Raw genomic sequence first — 23,066 nt, 5'->3', positions numbered from 1 at the left:
GTTCTCTCCTCAGCGTTTGCTGGCCGGCAGACGCCCGGCTTTGTGCGTGTCATACCACCAGTTGTCCAGCCCGCTGCTGTAGGCGGGCTTGATGGCGGGATGAGAAAACTTATTCCAGTACGCCAGCCGCTGCTCGGCGCTGTACCACATCGGGATCATATAGGCATTCCACAGCAGCACGCGGTCCAGCGCCTGGGCCAGCGGCCGCAACGCAACGGGATCGCCCTGATGCGCGACAATCTGCTTCACCAGGTGATCGACCAGCGGATCCCGGACCCGCGCGGTATTCCACGACGAGGCGATATAGTCAGACTGCCACAATATCTCCAGGCTGGAGGTCGGAATCGGCATCGCGCCATAGACGGTGGCTATCATGTCATAGTCCCCTTTGCGCAGGCGACGCAGATATTGTGAGCTGTCGACCTGCCGCAGGTTCAGCGCAATGCCGAGCCGGGAAAGATTGTGCTGCAGCGGCAGCGCCCAGTCGATGTTGCTGCCACTGCGCAGCAGCAGCTCCACGGTAAAAAGCTGACCGGTTTTCGCATTCACCAGACGGCGATCTTTTATCTGCCAGCCCGCCTGTTGCAGCAGGTCATAGGCTTTTAACAGGCTGGCGCGATCGTAGCCGCTGCCATCGTTCACCGGCGGCTGATAGGACTGGCTGAACAGCTCAGGCGGGAGCCGGGCGCGCCACGGTGCGAGCAGGGCCTGTTGTTCTGCGTCGGGCAGCCCGCGGGCGGCGTATGCCGTGTTCTGGAAATAGCTGCTGGTGCGCTGCCAGGCACCATAATAGAGGGCCCGGTTCATCCATTCAAAATCAAACATCTGTGAGAGGGCCTGACGAACGCGGCGATCCTGAAACAGCGGGTTTTCGTTGTTAAACGCCAGCCAGCGGGTATCGGTGGCGGCGCGAAAGGGCGTCGTCTCTTTGACGATGCTGCCTCTGGCGAAATTGCCGCCGCGATAGCGGATCGCCCAGTTCTTTGCTGAGGTCTCTTCACGCCAGTCATAAGCGCCCGCCTTGAAGGCTTCAAAGGCCACATTGTCATCCAGATAGTAGTCATAGCGCATCCGGTCGAAATTAAAACGTCCGCGATTGACCGGCAGATCGGCGGCCCAGTAATCCTTTACCCGGCTGAACTCAATAAACTGGCCCAGTTTCCAGCGCGTGATGCGATAAGGTCCGCTGGAGAGCGGAGGGGCGCTTAACGGCTCATTAAACTTTTTATCATGCCAGAACGCCTCCGCGATCACCGGCAGCGTCAGTAATCCCAGCATCAGATCTCTGTCCGGTCTGGTGGTCTCAATACGCAACGTCCGCGCGTCCAGGGCTTTCAGGCTCACCCCACGGTAGGCGACGCGGAACGGCGGCACACCTTCGGTCATAAATTTCTGAAAGGTGAAGGCCACGTCGCGGGCGGTGATCGGGGTGCCATCCTGAAAACGGGCGCGGGGATTCAGGCGAACCTCAATCCAGCTGAAATCGCTGGCGTAGCGTGCAGATTCGGCGATCAGCGGATAATAGCTGCCCGGTTCGTCGTCGGAGCTGGTGTAGAGTCCATCATAAAGCGCGCCGGTGTTGATGCCCGGATTGCCGCGTGAGGCGTAGCGGTTAAAATTATCGTAGGTGCCAGCCACCGCCAGCGTGATGCTGCCGCCTTTGGGCGCATCGGGATTGGCATAGTCATAATGATGGAAGCCGGGGGGATATTTCGCCTCACCGAGCTGCGTAAAGGCGTAGCTTTGCAGGACGGTTACCGCCTGAAGCGAACCGCTGAGCAGGGCGCACAGCAGCAGAAGTCCGGAACGAAGCAGCATAGCGGTCTCTTCTCCTGTCAGCGATCAGCCGTTATAACGCCGGAAATAGTCTATCAGCGTTTCCGGCCGCAGCGGACGGCTGAAGATGTAACCCTGCAGATGTGTCACACCACGATTGATCAGCCAGGCCGCCTGCTCGCCGGTTTCGACCCCTTCCGCCACGCTCTTCAGGTTCAGTTTCTTCGCCAGCTGTAGCACGGTATCCAGCACCGGTGAGGTCAGCGTCTCCGTTCCGATACTCTGAACAAAGCCGCGATCGATTTTCAGGTAATCAAACGCATAACGCTCCAGGTAGATCAGCGCGCTGTGACCGGTGCCGAAATCGTCGATCGCGATATGGATCTGCTGCTGATGGAGCCAGTCAAACTGCTCGCCGACATTGTCGTCGCGCACCATCGCGCGTTCGGTGATCTCAAACACATAATTAAAGTGAGCCGCAGGCATGGTATCCAGCCAGCGTAGCACATCCTGACGGAAACTGCTGTCAGCCAGATGCAGAGGCGAAATGTTGAGACTGAGACAGGCGTGGCGGGGAATGGTATGGCACAGCAGATGCGCATCGCGGGATACCAGCTGAAACAGATGCCGGGTCAGGGGGATAATCAGGCCGTGCGACTCAGCATAGTGAATAAACACATCGGGCGGAATCGCACCCTTCGTCGGATGGGTCCAGCGGAGTAATGCCTCCATCCCATAGGGCTGCCCATCGCGCGAGGTCACCAGCGGCTGATATTCAACATGAAACTCGCCGCGTTTCATGCCCTGAATCAGCTCTTTACCCGGACGCAGATAGATCGACAGCAGCAGCCAGCAGGCCCCGGACACCAGCAGCGACAGCAGCAGACTGCTCAGCAGGATGGCCTGATAATCGCTGAACGCCAGCGTGGAGCCGTAGAGCGCCAGCCGGAGCGGGTAGCCTGTCAGCGCCTGCTGATCCAGCGCCGCTGGCAGATTCTGACGCTCGATGATACCGGGCTGCCAGCTGGTCAGGGCGCTGCGCGGGTCGATCAGCGCCACACCGGTGATCTCCGGCCGCGTTGACGCCATCAGCTGATAGGGCGCCAGGGTAATATTCAGCGTGGCGAAGACGCCGGATTGCAGATTGCCGGGATTTTTAATCCACAGTGCGAGCGCCGGTTTATTGGGCTGCAGCGGCGTGCCGGGCATCAGCCGCAGATCGAGATCGCGCGAAATATCACTCTGCGGCGCAATCACATTGAGCGGCAGACTGAAGCTGCCGGTCGCCGAGGAGCAGAAAGCGTTGCCATTATTGACCAGCAGGATGGCGCGGAGATTTCCGGCGAAGGCGGCGCGTGAGGTGAGTTCACGATTAATGGTATGGCAGGCGGTCTGGGTGAACGGAAGCAGGGGGCTGAGGGTACTGTTGAGCAGCGAAGAGAGCGTCTGCTGTAATGCCGTACGGCTTTTTTCCAGCAGCTGCTGATGCTGCCGTTCGCGCTTTTGCCAGGTCTGATGAAGCGTCAGTGCGGCAAACAACAGAAAAAATAAGCCGCCCGCCATCGCGCTACTCCATGCGATACGGCGAGGATAGTTGGTGTGGCGCCGCAGCGCCCCCGACAGTGGCATGAGGTGCTTCCCCTGATCAAATTATTATTATGTTATTGCGCACGACTGCTTCGGTTTAAGCGACCGAGAATATAACGAGAACGTCCGTAATGTCTCGTTAATAATCTGAAATGCAATGCTTTTATCTTATGTCACCGCTGACGCTCAGAACAGGCAAAAAAAAACGCTGCATAGGCAGCGTTTCCTGTTCTCTGGCTGAGAGAAGATCGAAGGTGATTGTCAGCTCGGGTTACGGCTTAACACGCGGCGTCCTTCACGGTAACGCTTTTTCCAGTAGTCATCATTGAGGCTGGAGATCATCACACCACTGCTGGTGGAGGCATGAACGAAGTTGTCATTGCCCAGATAGATGCCGACATGGCGGCCGGTGGAGCCAGCACGGAACATCACCAGATCGCCAGGACGCAGTTTACTGCGGGTGATCTCTCTGCCGGTGTCCTGCTGCTCAGAGGTGGAGCGCGGTAATTCTAAGCCAAACTGATCGCGGAAGGTGCGCTGAACAAAGGCGGAACAATCGATCCCGCGTTTGGTATCGCCACCAAGGCGATAGCGCACACCTTTCCAGACGGCGTATTGTTCCATGATGCGCGACTTAACGTCGACATTACGCACCATTTCTTCAAACTCATCCTGAGACGCCTGAAGTAAAAAACCATTCTGGTTGTTAACTTCATGATTCTCGTTATTCGCGTTTTGACTGCTATGGGTACTGCTACATGCTGAGAGGAGTGTTGCCAGCGCCAGTGCGGGCACGATCCGCAAGATATATCTCAGTATTGGTTGAGACTTGACCATTATTCGGGTTTTCCTTCGGGTTCCTTACGACACAATTGTCGCCAGCCAGATGACAAAGCAGGGAGATTAATAAGCGAAACAGACTAAGACAAATCCTTAATCACTAAAATGTGTTAATGGACACATTTTAATGTAAAAAAAACTGGCTTTTCTGACGCTGTGGCCTCACTGCGACTGAGGTTAACTGATTACAGACGCCGTGGCGAGTGCTTTTAATCAATTTCACATAGGTTTTTTTGATGAGAATCAAAACGTAACACAATGACTAATTTAGCGACAATTGTGAGCGAATGATGGTGAGAACAGGCGGTGAAACGGGCGTCAATTCAGGGCATAGCCCCGTTTTCGCGGTTTTCTGAAGAATTAACAGGGAATGATGACTATTTAACCGGTCTGCGGAAAAGATAACCTTTTCTTTTCGTCATATTAATTAGCAGGCTAATAGTGAGAGGGTGTTTCTTATAAGCGCGGACGGTTCAGTGGCGGATGATTAAACCGACCGCGCTTATCATTTACATCACGGGCTTATATTTGCCCGGTAATTTGCGATTAAACCAGTTAACCAGCACGTCGCTGGCTGGCGTTAATAACCACCAGCTCAGCCCGACCAATACCACCGACAGCGATCCGACGGCAATATCAGTAAACCAGTGCGCACCGGCCATAACGCGCGGCAGCGAAAATAGCACCACAATGGCGGCGGCAATTAAAAAACGGCTGAAACCAAAATAACGCCAGATAAAGCAGGCAAAAATAATCAGCATCATACCGTGGTCGCCAGGGAAGCTATCTTTCGACGCATCCTTCGCCGGGATACCGGTGAGTTCGCTGACACGATGCACATTCTCAAAGAACAGCGTCGGGCTGGAATGCTTCACCGGCAGCAGGTGGCCCAATTGATTGAGGATAACGGCCGTCAGCAGCATGGTGATGCCGATCGCCAGCATCCGGCGCCGAGCGGGCGGTGTCTCCTGACGCCAGATCGACAGATAGAGCAGGCCCATCGCCAGCAGTGATACCACATCAAAACCCCGGAAGTTGGTGATCGCGACGATCAGGGCAAACAGGGGATGAGTCACCATCTGGTTATTGAAGCCATAAAAGATCGCTTTATCGATGCCGAACCAGAAACCATGTTGTGGTGGCAGATACCAGGACAGAAACAGTACTACACCCAGTGCATTCAGCAGCAGGATGGTAACGAGGCGGGTTGCGCGCATAAGTAAACTCATTTCAAAAAAATAACCGCCGACAATACCTTTACTAGCGTAAACGGCACTTCAACAACGCCGATTGTAGTCGATTCCAGTCAGCCTGCTGAGAATGAATGACTTCAATACGGCTATCGGGTGGCGACACAGCAGAGGTTTCACTGTGCAGCGCTTTTGCCTCGCCGTTAATACGCATTGTGCCTTCGGCCGTGCGCATCACCCCTTTTATCCGATCAACCTGCGCCTGCTGCGCCCACGCCAGCAGGGCGGCGCTGTCGAACAGCGTGTCGCCATCAAACAGCCAGCCGCAGGCGCTGTAGCCCTGGCCCTGATTCAGCGACCGGCGCCAGCGCGCGCCACCCGTCAGCCGCAGCGCCGCTACGCCGCTGGCGGGCACGGCCGGATGATGATGGTGCGGAAGGGGAAGCGCGCGAGGCTGATGGGGCGCATCCAGCAGATGAAGGGGGATGCGGCCAAATTCTGTTTCTGTCACGGGACGTGGCGGCTGGCTCTGCTGCAGCCACTCAGTCAGCCGCTGGCGATCCTGCGTGTCCCAGCTATCGCGCTTGCTGGCGATGATGATATCGGCGGCCGCCAGCTGATCGCGAAAGTTTTCATTGGCTGCGATACGCGGATCGGCGAGCTGACGGGGATCAAGCAGCGTCAGGGTGGCATTGAGCTGCAGCCAGGTCTGATAGACCGGGGACTTCAGTATTTCCAGCACCCGGCGCGGATGACCGAGGCCGGTAGGCTCAATCAGCAGCCGGTCGGGCTTATCTTTCAGCAACAGATTCAGCCCGACCTGCAGCGGCAGACCATTCACGCAGCACAGGCAGCCGCCGGGGATCTCTTTAACGGTTGCGCCGCGATCGGCCAGCAGCGCACCATCGATTCCGATCTCGCCAAATTCGTTGACCAGCACCGCCCACTTTTCGTTCTGCGGCCGGGCGGCCAGAAGATGGCAGAGCAGCGTGGTTTTTCCGCTGCCCAGAAAACCGGTGATCAGATTAACGCGTGTCATGGTGCGGGCTCCTGCCTGGAATGCTGATAATGTTATATTATAACACTACCAGACTCCGGCCTGCGCCAGTTAATCGGCACGACCCATATAGCGGCGTTCAGCGATATGAATACGGATGCGGTCACCGTTGCTGAGGTATTCCGGAACCTGAATGGAGAGACCGGTACTCATTCCGGCGGGTTTGGTGCGGGCGCTGGCGGAAGCGCCTTTGATGCCCGGCGAGGTATCCACGATTTCCATATCCACCGTCTGTGGCAGCTCCAGCGCCAGCACCTGGCCATCCATCGTCAGTACGTGAATGCCAGGAATGCCGCCTTCGGGGATAAACAGCAGCTCTTCTTCGATCTGATCCTGCTTAAAGGCGTAGGGGGTGTAATCCTCATCATCCATGAAGATATATTCGTCACCATCTATATAAGAGAAGGTGACGCTGCGACGGCTGAGCGAAATGGCATCGATAATCTCGTCGCCCTTGAAGCGCTCTTCCACTTTTAAACCGGTGCGGACATCGGTAAAGCGCATTTTGTAGAGGGTCGCCGCACCGCGTGCGCTGGGGCTCTGGACATCAATATCTTTAACCAGCAGCAGTTTGCCGTTGTGCGTGACGGCCATCCCTTTTTTGATTTCATTGGCTTTTGGCATTGCTGTTCTCGCTATCATGAGAGTGAAGTGCGCGCAACGTTACCCGCGCCAGGGAAAACTGGCAATATCGCGGGTGCGAAATTTTGTGTCAGGCCGTGGCTTTCATGGTAATTGTCGTCACGGGCTGCTATTGTCAGCGCCTCTTTTTCTGCCGGAGCACAGCATGCAATGCCGTAGCCAATGCGGTGCCTGCTGCACAGCACCCTCTATCTCATCGCCTATCCCCGGCATGCCTGACGGCAAGCCTGCCAACACGCCCTGCGTTCAGCTTGATGAAGATCTTCGCTGTAAACTGTTTGGCTCGCCGCTGCGGCCTGCCGTCTGCGCCAGTCTGCAACCCTCATTCAGCATGTGTGGTCAGTCGCGCCAGCAGGCGATGACCTGGCTGCTGAAACTTGAAGCCGATACCGCCCCCTGAAAGGCTGACACAGCTGACGCTTTTTGCCTGATGAGTGGGACGTGACAGCAACTGCGTCAGCCTGACTCTCCGCTGGTCCTCTTCCTGCCGCCGAAATGTGCGTAACGTCAAAAATCTGCTACGCCGTTTGCGCATTTTCTTGCCTGACGAAAGCGTCTGCATCACAATTCCTGAAACGTTTCAGCGGTGACGGGGCTGGCTGACAGAGACAGCAAGGCGTGAAAACCTGCCTGCTAGCTGAAACGATTCAATCTCAGCAAGCGAGGAGAATTATGTTCCAGCTCGAATTGCAGGCCATCCACACCGGAGCCAGCGCCCAGAATAAAGAAGAGGCCATTCGTCAGGTTGCTGCCGCGTTAACCGCGGCGGGCAATGTGGCTGAAGGCTATGTCAACGGTATGCTGGCGCGCGAACAGCAGACCTCCACCTTTCTTGGCAACGGCATCGCAATCCCGCACGGCACCACCGACACCCGCGACCTGGTGCTGAAAACCGGCGTCCAGGTGTTTCAGTTTCCGCAGGGTATTGCCTGGGGTGACGATCAGACCGCCTATGTCGCGATCGGGATTGCCGCGAAGTCAGATGAACATCTGGCGCTGCTGCGTCAGCTGACGCATGTGCTCAGCGATGACTCCATTGCCGAACAGCTCAAAACCGCCTCTGCTGAAGATCTTCGTGCGCTGCTGATGGGCGAGAAACAAGCCGCCGAATTCAGCTTCGACACCTCACTGGTGACGCTTAACGTCGCGGCCAGCGATCTGATTACCCTGCAGGCGATGAACGCCGGCCGGCTGCAAGCCGCGGGCGTGGTTGATGCCAGCTACGTCGCCGATGTCGTCTCAACCCCGCCGCTGAGCCTGGGGCAGGGCATCTGGCTCAGCGACAGCAGCCTGGGCAATCTGCGCAGCGGCGTGGCCGTCAGCCGTACCGAGCATGCCTTTGAACATCAGGGCGAACCGGCGTCGATGCTCATCAGCGTGTCAGCCACCGATGAACGTCCGCTGGAAGTGCTGGGTTACCTCAGCGCGCTGCTGCAGCAGGGCAAAGCTGATCGTCTGCTGAAAGCCGATGCGGCGGGTGTCTACGCCCTGCTGACCAGTGAAGTCGATGAGCAGGCCGACGTGCTGACCGCCGAATTTACCATCCGCAACGAACATGGCCTGCATGCCCGTCCGGGCACGGCGCTGGTCAGTGTGATCAAGCAGTTCAACAGCGACATCACCGTGACCAACCTCGACGGCAGCGGTAAACCGGCTAACGGTCGCAGCCTGATGAAAGTCGTGGCGCTGGGCGTGAAGAAAGGCCACCGCCTGCGCTTTACCGCCAGCGGTGAAGATGCACAGCAGGCGCTGAACGCGATTGAAGAAGCGATCACCAGCGGTCTGGGTGAGGGGGCAGCATGAGCAGACGTGTCGCCACCATTACGCTGAATCCGGCGTATGACCTGGTGGGATATACCCCTGAAATTGAACGCGGCGAAGTCAACCTGGTGAAAACCACCGGACTGCACGCGGCGGGCAAGGGGATCAACGTCGCCAGAGTCCTGAAGGATCTGGGTATTGATGTCACCGTGGGTGGCTTCCTGGGCAAAGAGAATCAGGATGGCTTTCAGCAGCTCTTCAGCGAGCTGGGCATTGCCAACCGTTTCCAGGTGGTGCCGGGCCGGACCCGTATCAACGTTAAACTGACCGAACAGACCGGTGATGTGACCGATCTGAACTTCTCCGGTTTTCAGGTGACGGCGCAGGACTGGGATCGTTTTACCAGCGATTCACTGACCTGGCTGGGCCAGTTCGATATGGTCTGCGTCAGTGGCAGCCTGCCAGAAGGTGTGGATCACGAAGCCTTTACCCGCTGGATGACCGAACTGCGTACCCATTGCCCCTGCATCATCTTCGACAGCAGCCGCGAGGCGCTGGTGGCAGGACTGAAAGCCGCGCCGTGGCTGGTCAAACCTAACCGCCGTGAGCTGGAGATCTGGGCCGGTCGTAAACTGCCCACCTTGCAGGATGTGATTGGCGCGGCGCACGAGCTGCGCGAACAGGGCATCGCCCATGTGGTGATCTCGCTGGGCGCAGAAGGCGCGCTGTGGGTCAACGCGTCTGGCGAATGGATTGCGAAACCGCCGGTGTGTGAAGTTGTCAGCACCGTCGGTGCCGGTGACTCAATGGTTGGCGGGCTGATCTATGGCCTGCTGATGCGTGAATCCAGCGAGCACACGCTGCGTCTTGCGACGGCGGTGGCGGCCATGGCCGTCAGCCAGAGCAACGTTGGTGTGTCCGATCGTACTCAGTTGGCCGCAATGATGGCGCGCGTCGACTTACAACCCGTTAACTGACAGCAGGAGAGCGATAATGAAAACGCTGCTGATTAAAGACCCTACACTGGGACTGGCCTCCGCCTATATGGCGCAACAACGTCTGGCTGCCGCTGCGGCGGCGGCAGGCCTGACTCTGACTGAAAACCCTGCTGAGGCGGAACTGGCGATTGTGCTGGGCAAAAAGGTGCCGGACGATGCGGCCCTGAACGGCAAGCCGGTCTGGCTGGGCGACCTCCAGCTGGCGGTTCGCGAGCCGGAAAACTTTCTGAACCGGGCGAAGGCAGAAGCCAGAACCTGGCAGGCTCCGGCTGCGGCGGCAACCCCGGCGGCGGCGTCAGCCGCGACCCCGGCGCAGGCGGGTGCACCAAAACGTGTGGTTGCCGTGACAGCCTGTCCGACCGGCGTCGCGCACACCTTTATGGCGGCTGAGGCGATCCAGGCCGAAGCGACCCGTCGCGGCTGGTGGGTCAAGGTTGAAACCCGCGGTTCCGTAGGTGCCGGAAACGCGATTACGCCAGAAGAAGTGGCGGCGGCCGATCTGGTGATCGTGGCGGCGGATATCGAAGTGGATCTGGCGAAATTTGCCGGTAAGCCGATGTACCGCACCTCCACCGGTCTGGCGCTGAAGAAAACCGCGCAGGAGCTGGATAAAGCGGTCGCAGAAGCGAAGCCTTATAAAGTGGCGGCCAGCGGCCAGAGCACGGCAAACAGCGAAGAAGAGAAGAAACAGGGCGGCGCGGGCGCCTATCGCCACCTGCTGACCGGGGTGTCCTACATGCTGCCGATGGTGGTGGCGGGGGGGCTGAGTATCGCTCTGTCGTTCGCCTTTGGTATCACCGCCTTTAAAGAGCCAGGTACGCTGGCTGCCGCGCTGATGCAGATCGGTGGCGGTAGCGCCTTTGCCCTGATGGTCCCGGTGCTGGCGGGCTTTATCGCCTTCTCCATCGCTGACCGTCCGGGTCTGACGCCGGGTCTGATTGGCGGCATGATCGCCACCAGCATCAACGCAGGCTTCTTAGGCGGGATTATCGCGGGCTTCATTGCCGGTTATGCGGCGAAGCTGATCAGCGGCAAAGTGAAACTGCCGCAGAGCATGGAAGCGTTGAAACCGATACTGATTATTCCGCTGTTCGCCAGCCTGATCACCGGCCTGCTGATGATCTATGTGGTCGGTAAACCGGTGGCGGGTATCATGAGCGGCCTGACGCACTGGCTGGCAAACATGGGTACGGCGAATGCGGTCCTGCTGGGCGCGATTCTGGGCGGCATGATGTGTACCGATATGGGTGGCCCGGTAAACAAAGTGGCCTACGCGTTTGGTGTCGGCTTACTGAGTTCGCAGACCTATGCACCGATGGCCGCCATCATGGCAGCCGGTATGGTGCCGCCGCTGGCGATGGGTCTGGCCACCCTGGTTGCCCGTCGTAAATTCAACAAAGGTCAGCAGGAAGGCGGTAAAGCGGCACTGGTTCTGGGGCTCTGCTTTATCTCTGAAGGGGCGATTCCGTTTGCTGCCCGTGACCCGATGCGCGTTCTGCCATGCTGTATCATTGGTGGCGCCGTGACCGGTGCGATCTCAATGGCGATTGGTGCCAAACTGATGGCCCCGCACGGCGGACTCTTTGTACTGCTGATCCCTGGCGCAATTACACCGGTGATCGGTTATCTGATGGCGATTGTCATCGGCACCGCAATTGCCGGTCTGAGCTATGCGGTTCTGAAACGCCCGGAAGAGCAGCTGGCGAAAGCCTGATTAACGCGGAAGTGAAGATAACAGGGAGCCGGATGGCTCCCTGTTTGTTTTTGCAGACGGCGCAGGCAGAGCAGGGCAGGGATGGCAGGGCACAGATTTTCTGAAGCTGCAGGCGATAGCCGCGAAAAGGGAGCCAGACGGCTCCCTTTGATTATCCCTGCTGCTCGGCTTTCAGCCAGGCGATCTCATCTTTCCAGATATCGGGATTGATGGTCTCCAGAATCAGCGGGATCCCGTCAAACCGGGGATCTTTCATCAGCCAGCTGAACACCGTCCGGCCGATGTTGCCTTCCCCCAGGCTGTGATGGCGGTCAACGCGGCTGTCAAACGCGCTTTTGGCATCGTTGAGATGCATACCGCGCAGATAATTGAAACCGACGACGCGCTCAAACTCTCTGAATGTCGCTTCGCAGTCCGCTTCGGTACGGAGGTCATAACCGCCAGCAAACGCATGGCAGGTGTCAATGCAGACGCCGACGCGCGACTTATCTTCGACATGCTCAATGATGGTCGCGAGATGCTCGAAGCGGAAGCCCAGGTTACTGCCCTGGCCTGCGGTGTTTTCAATCACGGCGGTGACGTTCTGGGTCTGGTCGAGCGCAACGTTAATCGACTCGGCGATCCGCTTCAGGCAGGCTTCTTCCTCAATCTGATGCAGATGGCTGCCGGGATGGAAGTTCAGCAGCGTCAAACCCAGCTGATCGGCCCGGCGCAGTTCGTCGATAAAGGCCGCACGGGATTTCTCCAGCGCCTCCTCAACCGGATGACCGAGGTTAATCAGGAAGCTGTCGTGCGGCAGGATTTGCTGCGGGCTGAATTTATAGGTCTCGCAGGCGGCGCGAAAAGCATCAATCATCTCTGTGGAGAGCGGGGCGGCCTTCCACTGACGCTGATTCTTGGTAAAGAGCGCGAAGGCGGTGGCTTCCAGTTCATGGGCGCGAATCACTGCCTGATCCACGCCCCCTGCCGCACTCACATGTGCGCCGATATATTTCATGCCTTTCTCCTGGGGCTATGCACGGATGAAACGGCATGATACCTGATGGCGTCAGCCCATGAAATGTTGCACCAGCAGATTGATGGTGCCGCCCCCCGCGATTAACCAGCCAGAGACCAGCGCGCCCAGCAGGAGCGGCCTGACGCCCGCCTCGCGCAGCGCCCCGAAACGGGTGGTCACGCCCAGCGCGGCCATCGCCATCGCCAGCAGCAGCTCCGCCAGCGCATTCAGCGTGGCCACCAGCGCCGCAGGCAGCAGTTGCAGTGAGTTAAACAGGGCAACGGCGATAAACAGCAGCGCAAACCACGGGAACGTCACCGGCTGACGGGCATTGCCCGCGTGGCGTTTACCACGGATGACCGCACTCAGGCAGAGCAGGAACGGAGCCAGCATCATCACCCGCAGCATTTTGGCGATCACCGCGCTGTTTTCCGCCGCCGGGCTGATGCTGTGCCCGGCGGCCACCACCTGCGCCACTTCATGGATGGTGGATCCGGTGAAGACCCCGAACTGTGCCGCACTCAGTCCCGGCAACAGATGGTGAGCCAGCGGCCACAGCAGCGGATAGACAAAGATCGCCAGGGTGCCGAACAGCACCACGGTCGCGATCGCCACCGCGACTTTCGACGGCGCGGCTTTCACCACCGGCTCGGTCGCCAGCACGGCCGCAGCACCACAGATACTGCTGCCCGCGCCAATCAGCCAGACGGTATCGCGGTCCAGCTTCAGCAGCCGGACGCCCAGCAGGCAGGTCACAAAGAACGTGCTGCTCAGCGTCAGCGCATCGATCAGGATGCCGCTAAAACCGACATCTGCGATCTGTTGTAAGGTGATACGAAAGCCAAACAGGATAATGCCCAGCCGCAGCAGCTTCTGTTTCGCCAGCACCACGCCGCTGTCGCAGCGGGAGGCCAGCGGGTGATAGAGGCTGTTGCCGACCACGATGCCCAGCATAATCGCCAGCGTCAGCGAGCCCAGCCCCAGCGAGGCGATCAGAGGCTGCTGCGCCAGCCAGCTGGCGGCGGCAGCAATAGCGGCAGTCAGCAGCAGGCCGGGGAACCAGAGCGAAAGAGGGTGGTGTGGTTTAGCGATGCTCAGTTCGGTCATGGTGGTCACTCCTCGTGGTTGAGTCATGATCATGAAGGCGACTGGCTTAAAAGTGAAATTGATAATATATTTATAATTGACCAGAATTTACGATAAGGCTGCTGTCATGATAGTGTCACGTCTGCGCCGCTGGGCGACGCTGATCAAACGAGATGTGTTTGTGCTAGGGTTCGCCTTCCGCGATCCGCGCACGCCCTGGTGGAACAAGCTGGGGATGCTGGGGCTGGTTGCGTACGGCATCAGCCCGATCGATCTCATTCCCGACGTAATCCCCTTTGTGGGGTTGCTGGATGACGCGGTCATTATTCCGACGGGCGTCATGCTGCTGCTGCGGTTACTGCCGAAAGAGGTGCGCATCAGCAGCCTTGCCCGGGCAGAGGCGCAGCGCAGCCGCGGCAAAAAGATCGCCGGCTGGCTGGTGGCGATGGGGCTGATCTGGCTGGCGCTGATCGTTTATCTCCTCAGGCAATCACTGAGTTAAGAGGCAACCATGCACATTACGCTGCGGCAGATTGAAGTGTTTACCGAAGTGCTCAAGAGTGGTTCCACCACCCAGGCGTCTCAGCTGCTGGCCCTGTCGCAGTCGGCGGTCAGCGCGGCGCTGGCCGATCTGGAGAGTCAGCTCGGGGTGCAGCTGTTTGACCGGGTCGGTAAACGGCTGGTGCTGAATGAACATGGAAGGCTGCTCTATCCGCGTGCGGTCGGGCTGCTGGAGCAGGCGGGTGAGATCGAGCAGCTGTTCAAAGAGGACAACGGCGCGATCCGCATCTTCGCCAGCAGCACCATCGGTAACTATCTGCTGCCCGGCATGATGGCGGCCTATCGTCGCGATTTTCCCGGCCTGCCGCTGGAGCTGAGCGTCGGCAACAGTCAGGATGTGATCCAGGCGGTGTCCGATTTCCGCGTGGATGTGGGGCTGATTGAAGGGCCGTGCCACATGACCGAACTGGTCAGCGAACCCTGGCTGGAGGATGAACTGGTGGTGTTTGCCGCGCCCGATGCGCCGGTTCTGCAGCAGCCGGTGACGCTGAAAACCCTGGCGGAGGCGCCGTGGATCCTGCGCGAACGCGGCTCCGGCACGCGGGAAATCGTCGATTATCTGCTGCTGTCACATCTGCCCAGTTTTCAGCTGGGAATGGAGCTGGGTAATTCTGAAGCCATCAAACATGCGGTGCGGCACGGCATGGGGATCAGCTGCCTGTCACGCCGGGTGATTGCCGATCTGCTGGAAGCGGGGACGCTGGTGGAACTGGCGATCCCGCTGCCGCGGCTGACCCGCACGCTCTACCGTATTCATCACCGGCAGAAGCATGTTTCAAAAGCCCTGACGCGCTTTCTCTCCTACTGTCGTGAGTGACTGCTAATAATCCGGGCGCGATCATGAACTTAACTAATAACAGCATGGCATCGCTATACAGAGGCGGTCTGGCTGCTACAATCGCGCCTCATTTTTACCCAGCGTAGCGTTAACACATGCATAATGACTCAAAAACAACACAACAACCTGCATTACGACGTGCGTTAAAAGCCCGTCATCTGACGATGATTGCCATCGGCGGCTCCATCGGTACCGGCCTGTTTGTGGCCTCGGGTGCCACCATTGCCCAGGCCGGCCCCGGCGGCGCACTTCTCTCCTATATCCTGATCGGCCTGATGGTCTACTTCCTGATGACCAGCCTGGGCGAACTGGCTGCCTTCATGCCGGTGTCAGGCTCCTTTGCCACCTATGGCGCAAAATATGTCGAAGAGGGCTTTGGTTTCGCGCTCGGCTGGAACTACTGGTACAACTGGGCGGTGACCATCGCGGTTGACCTGGTGGCCTCACAGCTGGTGATGAACTACTGGTTCCCCGACACGCCCGGCTGGATCTGGAGCGCACTGTTCCTGGGGCTGATGTTCCTGCTCAACTACATCTCGGTGAAAGGCTTTGGCGAGGCGGAATACTGGTTCTCGCTGATCAAAGTGGCGACAGTGATTATCTTTATCGTGGTCGGCGTGCTGATGATCACCGGAATTATGCGCGGCGCGGAGCACGCGGGCTGGCATAACTGGCAGGTCGGGGATGCGCCGTTTGCGGGTGGCTTTGCCGCGATGATTGGCGTGGCGATGATTGTCGGATTCTCCTTCCAGGGCACCGAGCTGATCGGTATCGCGGCGGGCGAATCTGAAGATCCGGCGAAAAACATTCCGCGTGCGGTCCGGCAGGTCTTCTGGCGTATCCTGCTGTTCTATGTCTTCGCTATCCTGATCATCAGCCTGATTCTGCCCTATACCGACCCGCAGCTGCTGCACAACGATATCAACGATATCAGCGTCAGCCCGTTCACTCTGGTCTTCCGCAATGCCGGTCTGCTCTCGGCGGCGGCGGTAATGAACGCCGTGATCCTGACGGCGGTGCTGTCGGCGGGTAACTCCGGCATGTACGCCTCCACGCGCATGCTTTACAACCTGGCCTGCGAAGGCAAAGCGCCGCGCATTTTTGCGAAGCTCTCAAAGGGCGGCGTGCCGCGCAATGCACTCTGGGCGACTACCGTGGTAGCCGGGCTCTGTTTCCTGACCTCGAAGTTCGGGAATCAGGAGGTCTACCTGTGGCTGCTGAATACCTCCGGCATGACCGGTTTCATCGCCTGGCTGGGCATTGCCATCAGCCACTATCGTTTCCGCCGGGGCTACATCGCCCAGGGATATGACCTGAACGATCTGCCTTACCGTTCCGGCTTCTTTCCGCTGGGGCCGATTTTCGCCTTCGTGCTCTGCCTGATCATCACGCTGGGTCAGAACTATCAGGCGTTTCTCAACGAGAGCATCGACTGGTACGGCGTGGCGGCGACCTACATCGGCATTCCGCTGTTCCTGATTATCTGGTTCGGCTACAGGCTGGTGCGCGGCAGCCGTCTGGTGAAGTACAGCGAGATGGAGTTCCCGGTTCATAAGGATTAACGCTGTACGCTGACGCCGTTCAGTCAGCCAGCAGACACAGCGCGTTGAGGTGCCTCTTCTGCCACTTCAATGTGTTGTGTCTGCACTTTCCCGCCCATATCAACACCCTTTTTTACTGTTTTTTCGCGTCTCGCTTGTGCTAACGAATTGATAATTATTATCACCTGGACTATTGTGGCTGCGTTTTCTGACGTGATAGCCACACAGGGTTAAAACATGACTACCGAAACTTCGCTGCTGGCGGGGGAAGAAACGCTTCACCACACCATGCAGAACTATCATCAGGTGCTGCGCCGCCGCCTTGTCTGGATTGGCGTGCTGCTGCTGGCGATCGTCGCCTCACTGATCCTCGATTTCACGCTGGGTCCGGCCGGACTCTCCCTGGATACGCTGTGGAATACGCTGCTCAATCCTGACAACGTCGATGCCGGCACCCGCGTTATCGTCTGGGATATTCGTCTGCCGTATGCGCTGATGGCGCTGGTGGTGGGGCTGTCGCTGGGCCTGGCGGGCGCGGAAATGCAGACCATCCTCAATAACCCGCTGGCGAGTCCGTTTACCCTGGGGGTTTCCTCGGCGGCAGCCTTTGGCGCGGCGCTGGCCATCATCCTTGGCATCGGGATCCCCGGCATTCCCGATCAGTGGTTAATCTCGGCCAACGCCTTTGTTTTTGCGCTGTTAGCCGCGCTGATGCTCGATGCCGTTACCCGCTGGACGCAGGTCTCCTCGGCGGGTGTGGTGCTGTTCGGTATTGCACTGGTCTTCACCTTCAACGCGCTGGTCTCCATGATGCAGTTCATCGCCAGCGAAGATACCCTGCAGGGCCTGGTGTTCTGGACCATGGGCAGCCTGGCGCGCGCCTCCTGGGAGAAGCTGGGGGTGCTGAGCCTGGCGCTGATTATCCTGGTGCCGTTCTCGATGATGAGCAGCTGGAAACTCACGGCGCTGCGTCTGGGCGAAGATCGTGCGGTTAGCTTTGGCATCGACGTGCGTCGTCTGCGCCTGACCACCTTACTGCGCATCAGCGTGCTCTCCGCGCTGGCCGTGGCGTTTGTCGGGCCGATCGGCTTTATCGGCCTGGTCGCGCCGCACATTGCCCGCATGATGTTTGGTGAAGATCACCGTTTCTATCTGCCTGCCAGTGCGCTGGTCGGCGCCCTGGTGCTGTCGCTGGCATCGGTCGCCTCGAAAAACCTGATCCCTGGCGTGATCATCCCGGTCGGCATCGTGACCTCACTGATCGGTGTGCCGTTCTTCCTGAGTATTATCTTGCGTCATCGGGGGACAGTATGATGGAACAGGGTCTGACCTTACGCGGCTTCTGCGCCGGGTATCCCAAACATAAAGTGATTGAGAACCTGAACGTTGCGCCACTGCCGCGCGGCGAGATCACGGTGCTGCTGGGGCCGAATGGTTGTGGTAAATCGACGCTGCTGCGTGCGCTGGCAGGGCTGAATAAAGGGCAGGGCGAGATGTGGCTGAACGGCGAGGATCTGATGACCCAGCCGTTTGCCCGCCGTGCAAAGAATGTGGTCTATCTGCCGCAGTCGCTGCCTGCGGGTGTACATCTGCATGTCCTGGAGTCCATCATCGTGGCGCAGCGCGCCTCGGGCGGGCTGCACAGCGCGAGCAGCGAAGCGGAAATCATGCATCTGCTGGAGCAGCTTGGCATCGCGCATCTGGCAATGCGCTATCTCGATCAGCTCTCCGGGGGGCAGAAGCAGCTGGTCGGTCTGGCGCAGTCGCTGATCCGCCGCCCGGCACTGCTGCTGCTGGATGAACCGCTGAGCGCACTGGATCTCAACTATCAGTTCCACGTCATGGATCTGGTGCGGCGCGAAACAGCCCTGCGTAACATCGTTACGGTGGTGGTGGTGCATGATATCAATATCGCGCTGCGGCATGCGCAACATGCCCTGATGCTGAAGCAGGGGGCGCTGGTGGCGCAAGGGCAGCCGGATAAAGTGATCACGCCTGACACGCTGGCGAAGGTCTATGGGGTAAATGGCCGTATCGAACACTGCTCACGCGGCATTCCGCAGGTGATGATCGATGGGCTGACCGGCCCGGCGCTGGTCTGACAGGGCTGAAGCCCGTGATGAGGCGAGCGGCAGTAACCTTAATCCTCTCCCGCAGTAAAAATTCAGGGCCGCTAATGCGGCCCTGAATGTCAGCTACACCAGCAGATGCTGGGCATGGAAACGCAGATGATCTTCCACAAAGCTGGCAATGAAGAAGTAGCTATGGTCATAACCCGGCTGAATACGAAGGGTCAGCGGGAAGCCCACGTCGCGGGCAACCGCCTCTAACCGCTCCGGCTGCAGCTGATCGGCCAGGAACTGATCGTTGTCCCCCTGGTCAATCAGCATCGGCAGCCGGTGTGACACCTCTGCCATCAGCTGGCAGCTGTCATACTCACTCCACGCCGCCCGATCCTCGCCCAGATAGGCCGTAAAGGCTTTCTGCCCCCAGGGCACCTGCATCGGATTGACGATGGGTGCAAAGGCAGAAGCCGAGGCGAAACGGTTGCCCAGACGCAGCGCCAGCATCAGCGCGCCGTGACCGCCCATAGAGTGCCCCATAATCGACTGACGTTCACTGACCTTGAAGTTATCCGCAATCAGGGCGGGCAGCTCGCTGCTCAGATAGTCGAACATGCGGAAATGGCTGGCCCAGGGTTGCTGAGTGGCGTTGAGATAAAACCCCGCCCCCTGGCCCAGATCGTAAGCCTCATCATTTGCGACCCCTTCGCCACGCGGGCTGGTGTCCGGCATAATCAGCACCAGACCCAGCTCCGCCGCCACCCGCTGCGCGCCCGCTTTGGTGGTAAAGTTCTCATCGTTGCAGGTCAGCCCGGCCAGAAACCAGACGACCGGTGGCGGCGCATCACCGTGCGGATCGGGCAGATAGATGCTGAAGGTCATCGGGCAGTTCAGCACCGCTGACGGATGCCGCCAGCGCTGCTGCCAGCCGCCAAAGATACGGTGTTCTTCCAGTAGCTCCAGAGTGGATGCCATAACGCCTCCTGATTACTTATTAAAATGCACGACCGAACGAATTGATTTCCCTTCATGCATCAAATCAAAGGCGTCGTTGATCTCTTCCAGCGGCATGGTATGGGTGATGAAATCATTCAGCGCAAATTTGCCGTCGAGATAATCCTGCACGATGCCCGGCAGCTGCGAACGTCCCTTGACGCCGCCAAAGGCGGAGCCACGCCAGACGCGACCGGTCACCAGCTGGAAAGGACGAGTGGCGATCTCTTCACCGGCACCGGCAACGCCGATAATCACGGACTCGCCCCAGCCTTTATGGCAGCACTCCAGCGCCGAGCGCATCACGTTGACGTTACCAATACATTCAAATGAGAAGTCCACGCCGCCGTCGGTCAGCTCGACAATCACATCCTGAATCGGCTTATCGTAATCTTTCGGGTTGATCAGATCGGTGGCACCCAGCTTGCGCGCCAGATCGAATTTGCTGGTGTTAAGGTCGATGGCGATGATGCGGCCCGCCTTCGCCATCTTCGCCCCGATCACGGCGGAAAGACCGATGCCGCCGAGACCGAAGATCGCCACGGTGTCACCCTCTTTGACCTTGGCGGTGTTCATCACCGCGCCCATACCGGTGGTGACACCGCAGCCCAGCAGACAGACCTCTTCCAGCGGCGCTTCTTTGCTGATTTTAGCCAGCGCGATCTCCGGGATGACGGTGTATTCAGAGAAGGTCGAGGTGCCCATGTAGTGGAAAATCGGTTTGCCATCTTTGAAGAAGCGGGTAGTGCCATCCGGCATCAGCCCTTTGCCCTGGGTGGCGCGGATTGCCTGGCAGAGGTTGGTTTTGCCCGACAGGCAGAACTTACATTTGCCACATTCCGGCGTATAGAGCGGGATCACATGGTCGCCCACTTCCACACTGGTCACGCCTTCGCCCACGGCTTCCACGATGCCGCCACCTTCATGGCCCAGGATCGCCGGGAAAACGCCTTCCGGATCGGTGCCGGAGAGGGTATAGGCATCGGTATGGCAGACGCCGGTCGCGACAATACGCACCAGCACTTCGCCTTTCTGCGGCGGCATCAAATCCACTTCTTCGATTTTCAGCGGTTCGCCAGCAGCCCAGGCAACAGCGGCACGGGTTTTGATCATGTTCATGCAATCCCTCTTCCAGTCAGATTGTGGCGCGCAGACGCGCCGGGTGGTCGTGATGATTCAGGGCCGGATGGGCCAGACTCTTAAACATAGCGCGGAACGCTTATTCCGCCGCCTGTAATGGATGCATCAGCTCATCATTGAGCGGACGATCGTCAAACTGTTCGATAATCAGATACTTCAGCGCCTCAACATTCGGCGTAAAGGCGTCGCGTCGCCACATCAGCCAGGTGGCCGTGTCGCGGTAAGCGGGAGGCAGCGTGTGGACCTGCACACGCGACCGATCCGCCATCTGTTTCAGCACCGACGCCGGGATCATCGCGACCCCGGCGCCGCCCGCCACGCAGGCCAGCATGGCGTGATAGGACTGAATCTCCATCACATTATCGGGCGCGGTCTGGCTGTCGCGATACCAGCTTTCCAGCTTGACCCGGTAGGAGCAGCTGTTGCGGAAGGCGAACAGGGTGTCGCCCTGAACGTCGCGCGCTGTGGTAATCGGCGCATGGTCGAGCCCGGTGATCAGCACCATCTCCTCACGAAATGCGATACAGCCATTCAGGTCGTCGTGGGCGACCGGGCCATCCACCAGTGCGGCGGCCAGGGTGCCTTCACGCACCCGATCGATAATTTCGCCCGAGGTGCCGGTGATCAGCGACAGCGCCACCGCCGGAAAACGCTGGTGATAGGCGGCGAGCAGGCCGGGCAGACGGGTCGCTGCCGTGCTCTCCATGGAGCCGAGCGCAAAGTTGCCCGCCGGTTTACCGGTGCGGGTCATGCTCATCGCTTCTTCGCTCAGTGTCAGGATGCGCTGCGCATAGTTGAGAAAATTATGGCCCATCGGCGACAGGCGAATGCGCTGCTTCTCACGAATAAAGAGATCCACCCCTAATTCTTCTTCCAGCTGGCGCAGCCGCGTGGTGAGATTAGAGGGAACGCGATGCAGCTGCTCTGCCGCGCGAGCCAGTGAACCCGTTTCGGCGACGGAACAGAACATACGCAGCTGAACCAGATCCATATCTTCTCTTCCTGTAAACAAGTTGGTTAATAATATTCACTTTCCGTGAGTTTAGTCATCCTGCATGCTGTTAGCAAGTCAGATGAGATCTCAGGGCAGCACAGCAGGAGTTCAGCAATGGCGTTACGCGTCGCGCTCAGCGCGTTTTTAACTTTATTTGTGGCTATGGGGATTGGCCGCTTTGCCTTTACGCCCCAGGTGCCGCTGATGATTCAGGCACACCAGCTGACGCTTACCAGCGCCAGCCTGGTCGCCGCGTTTAACTATCTGGGCTATCTGTGCGGCTCGTTTGATGCGATGCGGGCGCACAGACGGGTCGAGCTGCGGCTGCAGGCGGGCGTGTGGGGCGCAGTGATCCTGACCCTGCTTTCCGCCTTCGCCAGCGGGCCATGGCTGCATGGCGCAATCCGCTTTCTGATTGGCTGGGCCAGCGGCTGGGCGATGGTGCTGGTCGCGGCCTGGAGCAATGAACAGCTGCATCGTCACGGGCGGGCAGGGCTGTCGGCCGCCGTTTTTGCCGGGCCAGGGTGCGGCATTTTTGTCAGCGGCCTGCTGGGCGTGCTGCTGCATACGCTGCAGGTCTCTGCCGGTGTGGCCTGGGCCGCCTACGGTACGCTGGCGCTGCTGCTGATCGCGCTCATCACCCGACATCTGCCGCGTCCGGGTGAACTGCATCGCCCCGATCAGACGCCTGTACCGCTGGTGCTGGATCGCAACCTTAAACGTCTGGTCGCGAGTTACACGCTGGCGGGCTTCGGCTACATTCTGCCCGCCACCTTTTTGTCGCAGATGGCGGCCACGCGCTTTCCTGACGGCATCTTCGCGCAGTTTGTCTGGCCCGTTTTTGGGGGCGCAGCGGTGATCGGCATCGGGCTGGGGATCCTGACACGCCGATGGGGGCACAGCCACGTCCGGCTGGCGCTGGTGCTCTGGGCGCAGGCGCTGGGCGTTTTTGCTGCGGCTCTGCTGCCAGGCTTCAGCGGTCTGCTGGCAGGCGCGTTGCTGGTGGGCGGCGGCTTCCTCAGCGTGGTGCAGCTCTCAATGCTCTGTGCCCGCGAACTGGCACCTGACCATCTGCGCTACATGGCGGGCCTGCTCACCACCGGCTATGCGATCGGCCAACTGGCCGGGCCGCTGCTCTCCTTTCTCTCTGCCATCCTCTGGCACCGGCTGGAGCCTGCCCTGTGGGTCGCCGGGATCAGCCTGGTCTGGGCGGGTCTGCTGGTCTGGCGACGAACCGGATAAAAAGCTTTCTTCACCAATCTGATTGATTGCTGGATTCCCCGCAAAG

Annotated in this window: 21 protein-coding genes; 10 read left to right on the top strand and 11 right to left on the bottom strand. The window is 59.0% G+C overall.

The genetic code is table 11. The features are described 5' to 3' along the window. Positions 1 to 9: 9 nt before the first annotated feature. The 6 genes from ACNY69_RS05655 to yeiP form a co-directional block, all read right to left on the bottom strand. A complete protein-coding gene (locus tag ACNY69_RS05655) occupies positions 10 to 1,818 on the bottom strand; it encodes an extracellular solute-binding protein (protein ID WP_418797549.1) in 1,809 nt (602 codons plus the stop codon). Positions 1,819 to 1,842: 24 nt separating this feature from the next. Beyond that, positions 1,843 to 3,405, bottom strand: coding sequence for a cyclic di-GMP phosphodiesterase (locus ACNY69_RS05650; RefSeq protein ID WP_418797548.1), 1,563 nt, complete (start codon positions 3,403 to 3,405; stop codon positions 1,843 to 1,845). A 219-nt stretch (positions 3,406 to 3,624) separates the two neighbouring features. Then, a complete protein-coding gene (mepS, locus tag ACNY69_RS05645; protein WP_046102239.1) occupies positions 3,625 to 4,200 on the bottom strand; it encodes a bifunctional murein DD-endopeptidase/murein LD-carboxypeptidase in 576 nt (191 codons plus the stop codon). 512 nt (positions 4,201 to 4,712) lie between these two features. Next, on the bottom strand, positions 4,713 to 5,420 hold the full coding sequence (locus ACNY69_RS05640; protein WP_293771910.1) for a phosphatase PAP2 family protein: 708 nt from the start codon (positions 5,418 to 5,420) through the stop codon (positions 4,713 to 4,715). 43 nt (positions 5,421 to 5,463) lie between these two features. Then, entirely contained in the window at positions 5,464 to 6,432 is a 969-nt protein-coding gene (locus ACNY69_RS05635) for a CobW family GTP-binding protein (RefSeq protein WP_293771907.1), read from the bottom strand. Between the two features lie 69 nt (positions 6,433 to 6,501). Continuing rightward, positions 6,502 to 7,074 (bottom strand): elongation factor P-like protein YeiP, encoded by a 573-nt coding sequence (yeiP, locus tag ACNY69_RS05630; RefSeq protein WP_111138747.1) that lies wholly within the window; start codon positions 7,072 to 7,074, stop codon positions 6,502 to 6,504. Between the two features lie 163 nt (positions 7,075 to 7,237). Here yeiP and ACNY69_RS05625 point away from each other — a divergent pair, with 163 nt between their 5' ends. The 4 genes from ACNY69_RS05625 to fruA all read left to right on the top strand — a co-directional run bounded on the left by ACNY69_RS05625 (position 7,238) and on the right by fruA (position 11,565). Further along, on the top strand, positions 7,238 to 7,492 hold the full coding sequence (locus ACNY69_RS05625) for a YkgJ family cysteine cluster protein (protein ID WP_418797547.1): 255 nt from the start codon (positions 7,238 to 7,240) through the stop codon (positions 7,490 to 7,492). Between the two features lie 272 nt (positions 7,493 to 7,764). Further along, positions 7,765 to 8,895, top strand: a complete 1,131-nt coding sequence (fruB, locus tag ACNY69_RS05620; RefSeq protein ID WP_111138749.1) for a fused PTS fructose transporter subunit IIA/HPr protein — start codon at positions 7,765 to 7,767, stop codon at positions 8,893 to 8,895. Beyond that, positions 8,892 to 9,830, top strand: coding sequence for a 1-phosphofructokinase (fruK, locus tag ACNY69_RS05615; RefSeq protein WP_111138750.1), 939 nt, complete (start codon positions 8,892 to 8,894; stop codon positions 9,828 to 9,830). The genes fruB and fruK overlap by 4 nt, the downstream gene beginning before the upstream one ends. A 16-nt stretch (positions 9,831 to 9,846) precedes the next feature. Further along, on the top strand, positions 9,847 to 11,565 hold the full coding sequence (gene fruA / locus ACNY69_RS05610) for a PTS fructose transporter subunit IIBC (protein ID WP_111138751.1): 1,719 nt from the start codon (positions 9,847 to 9,849) through the stop codon (positions 11,563 to 11,565). A gap of 151 nt (positions 11,566 to 11,716) precedes the next feature. Here the strand turns inward: fruA and nfo are convergent, their stop codons facing one another. Together nfo and ACNY69_RS05600 are read right to left on the bottom strand one after the other, a co-directional pair. Beyond that, positions 11,717 to 12,562: a deoxyribonuclease IV gene (gene nfo, locus ACNY69_RS05605; protein WP_418797546.1), complete on the bottom strand. Its 846-nt coding sequence runs from the start codon at positions 12,560 to 12,562 to the stop codon at positions 11,717 to 11,719. 51 nt (positions 12,563 to 12,613) lie between these two features. Beyond that, positions 12,614 to 13,669 carry a YeiH family protein gene (locus tag ACNY69_RS05600; protein WP_418797545.1) on the bottom strand — a complete coding sequence of 352 codons (1,056 nt, stop codon included), beginning with the start codon at positions 13,667 to 13,669 and terminating at the stop codon, positions 12,614 to 12,616. Between the two features lie 106 nt (positions 13,670 to 13,775). Here ACNY69_RS05600 and ACNY69_RS05595 point away from each other — a divergent pair, with 106 nt between their 5' ends. The 5 genes from ACNY69_RS05595 (at position 13,776) to ACNY69_RS05575 (ending at position 18,690) form a co-directional block, all read left to right on the top strand. After that, complete coding sequence (locus ACNY69_RS05595; RefSeq protein ID WP_418797544.1) at positions 13,776 to 14,150, top strand: YkvA family protein; 375 nt, start codon at positions 13,776 to 13,778, stop codon at positions 14,148 to 14,150. 9 nt (positions 14,151 to 14,159) lie between these two features. Then, positions 14,160 to 15,026: a DNA-binding transcriptional regulator YeiE gene (gene yieE / locus ACNY69_RS05590; RefSeq protein WP_111138755.1), complete on the top strand. Its 867-nt coding sequence runs from the start codon at positions 14,160 to 14,162 to the stop codon at positions 15,024 to 15,026. Positions 15,027 to 15,142: 116 nt separating this feature from the next. After that, a complete protein-coding gene (locus ACNY69_RS05585) occupies positions 15,143 to 16,609 on the top strand; it encodes an amino acid permease (protein WP_111138756.1) in 1,467 nt (488 codons plus the stop codon). A gap of 216 nt (positions 16,610 to 16,825) precedes the next feature. Further along, positions 16,826 to 17,902 (top strand): FecCD family ABC transporter permease, encoded by a 1,077-nt coding sequence (locus ACNY69_RS05580; protein WP_111138757.1) that lies wholly within the window; start codon positions 16,826 to 16,828, stop codon positions 17,900 to 17,902. Then, positions 17,902 to 18,690, top strand: a complete 789-nt coding sequence (locus tag ACNY69_RS05575) for an ABC transporter ATP-binding protein (protein WP_293772126.1) — start codon at positions 17,902 to 17,904, stop codon at positions 18,688 to 18,690. Before ACNY69_RS05580 ends, ACNY69_RS05575 begins: the two co-directional genes overlap by 1 nt. Positions 18,691 to 18,783: 93 nt before the next feature. Here the strand turns inward: ACNY69_RS05575 and fghA are convergent, their stop codons facing one another. The 3 genes from fghA to ptrR form a co-directional block, all read right to left on the bottom strand. Continuing rightward, the gene (gene fghA / locus ACNY69_RS05570; protein ID WP_111138758.1) at positions 18,784 to 19,626 is read right to left on the bottom strand and encodes an S-formylglutathione hydrolase; all 843 of its coding nucleotides are present in this window, start codon (positions 19,624 to 19,626) and stop codon (positions 18,784 to 18,786) included. Between the two features lie 12 nt (positions 19,627 to 19,638). Next, the gene (locus ACNY69_RS05565; protein WP_313653984.1) at positions 19,639 to 20,763 is read right to left on the bottom strand and encodes an S-(hydroxymethyl)glutathione dehydrogenase/class III alcohol dehydrogenase; all 1,125 of its coding nucleotides are present in this window, start codon (positions 20,761 to 20,763) and stop codon (positions 19,639 to 19,641) included. 100 nt (positions 20,764 to 20,863) lie between these two features. Then, a complete protein-coding gene (gene ptrR / locus ACNY69_RS05560) occupies positions 20,864 to 21,775 on the bottom strand; it encodes a putrescine utilization regulator PtrR (protein ID WP_293771886.1) in 912 nt (303 codons plus the stop codon). A gap of 117 nt (positions 21,776 to 21,892) precedes the next feature. Here ptrR and ACNY69_RS05555 point away from each other — a divergent pair, with 117 nt between their 5' ends. Continuing rightward, positions 21,893 to 23,020: a YbfB/YjiJ family MFS transporter gene (locus tag ACNY69_RS05555; protein ID WP_111138761.1), complete on the top strand. Its 1,128-nt coding sequence runs from the start codon at positions 21,893 to 21,895 to the stop codon at positions 23,018 to 23,020. Positions 23,021 to 23,066 lie beyond the last annotated feature (46 nt).

Source organism: Pantoea graminicola, assembly GCF_048452665.1.
Classification (GTDB): domain Bacteria; phylum Pseudomonadota; class Gammaproteobacteria; order Enterobacterales; family Enterobacteriaceae; genus Pantoea.
The sequence above is the reverse complement of the archived record's forward strand: the minus strand, read 5'-3'. Positions and strand labels throughout refer to the sequence as shown.

Coding starts and splice junctions, on each gene's coding strand:
- ACNY69_RS05655 (WP_418797549.1), bottom strand. CDS start 1,818: ATGCTGCTTCGTTCCGGACTTCTGCTGCTGTGCGCCCTGCTCAGCGGT.
- ACNY69_RS05650 (WP_418797548.1), bottom strand. CDS start 3,405: ATGCCACTGTCGGGGGCGCTGCGGCGCCACACCAACTATCCTCGCCGT.
- mepS (WP_046102239.1), bottom strand. CDS start 4,200: ATGGTCAAGTCTCAACCAATACTGAGATATATCTTGCGGATCGTGCCC.
- ACNY69_RS05640 (WP_293771910.1), bottom strand. CDS start 5,420: ATGCGCGCAACCCGCCTCGTTACCATCCTGCTGCTGAATGCACTGGGT.
- ACNY69_RS05635 (WP_293771907.1), bottom strand. CDS start 6,432: ATGACACGCGTTAATCTGATCACCGGTTTTCTGGGCAGCGGAAAAACC.
- yeiP (WP_111138747.1), bottom strand. CDS start 7,074: ATGCCAAAAGCCAATGAAATCAAAAAAGGGATGGCCGTCACGCACAAC.
- ACNY69_RS05625 (WP_418797547.1), top strand. CDS start 7,238: ATGCAATGCCGTAGCCAATGCGGTGCCTGCTGCACAGCACCCTCTATC.
- fruB (WP_111138749.1), top strand. CDS start 7,765: ATGTTCCAGCTCGAATTGCAGGCCATCCACACCGGAGCCAGCGCCCAG.
- fruK (WP_111138750.1), top strand. CDS start 8,892: ATGAGCAGACGTGTCGCCACCATTACGCTGAATCCGGCGTATGACCTG.
- fruA (WP_111138751.1), top strand. CDS start 9,847: ATGAAAACGCTGCTGATTAAAGACCCTACACTGGGACTGGCCTCCGCC.
- nfo (WP_418797546.1), bottom strand. CDS start 12,562: ATGAAATATATCGGCGCACATGTGAGTGCGGCAGGGGGCGTGGATCAG.
- ACNY69_RS05600 (WP_418797545.1), bottom strand. CDS start 13,669: ATGACCGAACTGAGCATCGCTAAACCACACCACCCTCTTTCGCTCTGG.
- ACNY69_RS05595 (WP_418797544.1), top strand. CDS start 13,776: ATGATAGTGTCACGTCTGCGCCGCTGGGCGACGCTGATCAAACGAGAT.
- yieE (WP_111138755.1), top strand. CDS start 14,160: ATGCACATTACGCTGCGGCAGATTGAAGTGTTTACCGAAGTGCTCAAG.
- ACNY69_RS05585 (WP_111138756.1), top strand. CDS start 15,143: ATGCATAATGACTCAAAAACAACACAACAACCTGCATTACGACGTGCG.
- ACNY69_RS05580 (WP_111138757.1), top strand. CDS start 16,826: ATGACTACCGAAACTTCGCTGCTGGCGGGGGAAGAAACGCTTCACCAC.
- ACNY69_RS05575 (WP_293772126.1), top strand. CDS start 17,902: ATGGAACAGGGTCTGACCTTACGCGGCTTCTGCGCCGGGTATCCCAAA.
- fghA (WP_111138758.1), bottom strand. CDS start 19,626: ATGGCATCCACTCTGGAGCTACTGGAAGAACACCGTATCTTTGGCGGC.
- ACNY69_RS05565 (WP_313653984.1), bottom strand. CDS start 20,763: ATGAACATGATCAAAACCCGTGCCGCTGTTGCCTGGGCTGCTGGCGAA.
- ptrR (WP_293771886.1), bottom strand. CDS start 21,775: ATGGATCTGGTTCAGCTGCGTATGTTCTGTTCCGTCGCCGAAACGGGT.
- ACNY69_RS05555 (WP_111138761.1), top strand. CDS start 21,893: ATGGCGTTACGCGTCGCGCTCAGCGCGTTTTTAACTTTATTTGTGGCT.